The organism is Neorhizobium galegae (genome assembly GCF_017877055.1).
Taxonomy (GTDB): Bacteria; Pseudomonadota; Alphaproteobacteria; order Rhizobiales; family Rhizobiaceae; genus Neorhizobium; species Neorhizobium galegae_D.
Window position 1 is genome coordinate 1 of record NZ_JAGIPG010000012.1, and the last position, 1,797, is coordinate 1,797.

The 1,797-nt window shown below is 62.9% G+C and carries 1 protein-coding gene; it reads right to left on the reverse strand.

Annotated elements, in window-relative coordinates:
* On the reverse strand, positions 1 to 1,796 hold a 1,796-nt coding region (locus J2857_RS30805), incomplete at its 3' end, for a bifunctional sugar phosphate isomerase/epimerase/4-hydroxyphenylpyruvate dioxygenase family protein (protein WP_210013871.1).
* Position 1,797 lies beyond the last annotated feature (1 nt).

The window sequence follows — 1,797 nt, forward strand, 5'->3', positions numbered from 1 at the left end:
ACGATCTCGAAGAAGAAGCCCTCGCCATAGGTCATGCTGTAGAGTTGGAAATATTCGCCGTGCTCGTCGCGGTCGTAGAGAATGTTCTCTTCCTTCAGCCGCTCCGAAAGCTCCGCATCGAGACCGAAGCGGGCTTCGACGTCGCCATAGTAGTTGGGCGAAATCTGCAACGGCTTGAATCCGTTCTTGCGCAAGGCCGCAGCCGTCGCAAAGATATCGTCGGTGTGGAAGGCGAGATGCTGGACTCCGGAGCCGAATTTTTCGGCGATGAAATGCCCGGCGAGCGTGCGGCGGTTCTCGGCGCCGTTGAGCGTGATCCTGAGCGTGCCGGAGGCGTTTTCGACCACCTGGCTGCGCACCACGCCGGCCGGATCGATGATATCGACCATCGGCGTCTTCCGCGTCTCGAAGATCGAGGTGTAGAACAGCAGCCAGGTCAGCATTTCCTCATAGGCGACCGTCTGGGCGATATGGTCGACATGCTGAAGATGCGCCGGCGCCACCTCGGCTTCGCCCTCTTCGCCGACAGGCTGAAAGTCGATCTCGGAAAAGCGTCCGAGATTGCTCTTGTCGTCGATCAGGTAGATCAGCCCGCCGCCGACGCCGCGGATCGCCGGTATCTGCACTTCGCCTGCCGCCACCTGCTGCCGGAACGGCTCGGCCCCGAGCGCCACCGCCCGTTCGAACGCCTGCCCCGCATCCTCGACGACGAGCGCCATCGCATAGGCCGAGGTGCCGTGGACGGCAAACGAAGCGTTGGCAAACCCCTTCTCGTCGGTATTGACGAGGAGGCGGATATCTCCCTGGCTGTAGAGGCTGACCTTCTTCGACTTGTGCACGGCCGTCTTGCGGAAACCGAGCGTTCGAAGGATCGCGGCAAGCTCGGCCGCATCCTTTTCGTCGGAGGAGAATTCCACGAAACCGACGCCCTTGACGCAAGCGCGGTCCGGCATGTCGCGAACCGTCAGGCCCGATGCGTTCGGGCTGCGGCGCACCTGGTCGCCGAGATAGATCAGCGAGCGGTAGCCGTCATCGGCAATCGCCCGGCTGGAGCCGCCGCGGAACTGGTCGTTGAAGATCTCCAGCGAGAAATACCCGTCGTAGCCGGTCTCGGCGATCGCGGTGGTAAAGGCCGTTACCGGCAGATCGCCCTCACCCGGCATGTTGCGGAAATGCCGTGACCAGTAGAGCAGGTCCATGTCGATCAGCGGCGCATCGGCGAGCTGCACGATGAAGATCTTGTCCTTCGGGATGGAGCGGATCGAATTGATGTCGATCTTGCGCGACAGCGTGTGAAAGCTGTCGAGGATGAGGCCGATATTCGCATGGTCGGCACGCCGCACGATCTCCCAGGCATCGCGATGGTCGTTGATATGCCGGCCCCAGGCGAGCGCCTCGTAGCCGACCCGAAGCCCGCGCCTGGCGGCCCGCTCGCCGAGTTCGTGGAAGTCGGCCGCCGCCCGGTCGATGCCGCCGAGCGAGACCGGCGAGACGTTGGAGCAGACCAGGACAAGATCGGTGCCGAGTTCCTGCATGACGTCGAACTTGCGTTCGGCACGATCGAAGGTGCGGCTCCGATGCGAGGGGGGCATGCCCTCGAAATCGCGGAACGGCTGGAACAGCGTGATCTCCAGGCCATGATCGCGGACCATCCTGCCCACATCGGCGGGGCTGCCGTCGAAGGCGAGGAAATCGTTCTCGAAGATCTCCACCCCATCGAAACCCGCCCTGGCAATCGCTTCCAGCTTCTCCGGCAGGTCCCCGCTGATCGAAACCGTGGCTATCGACGTCTTCATG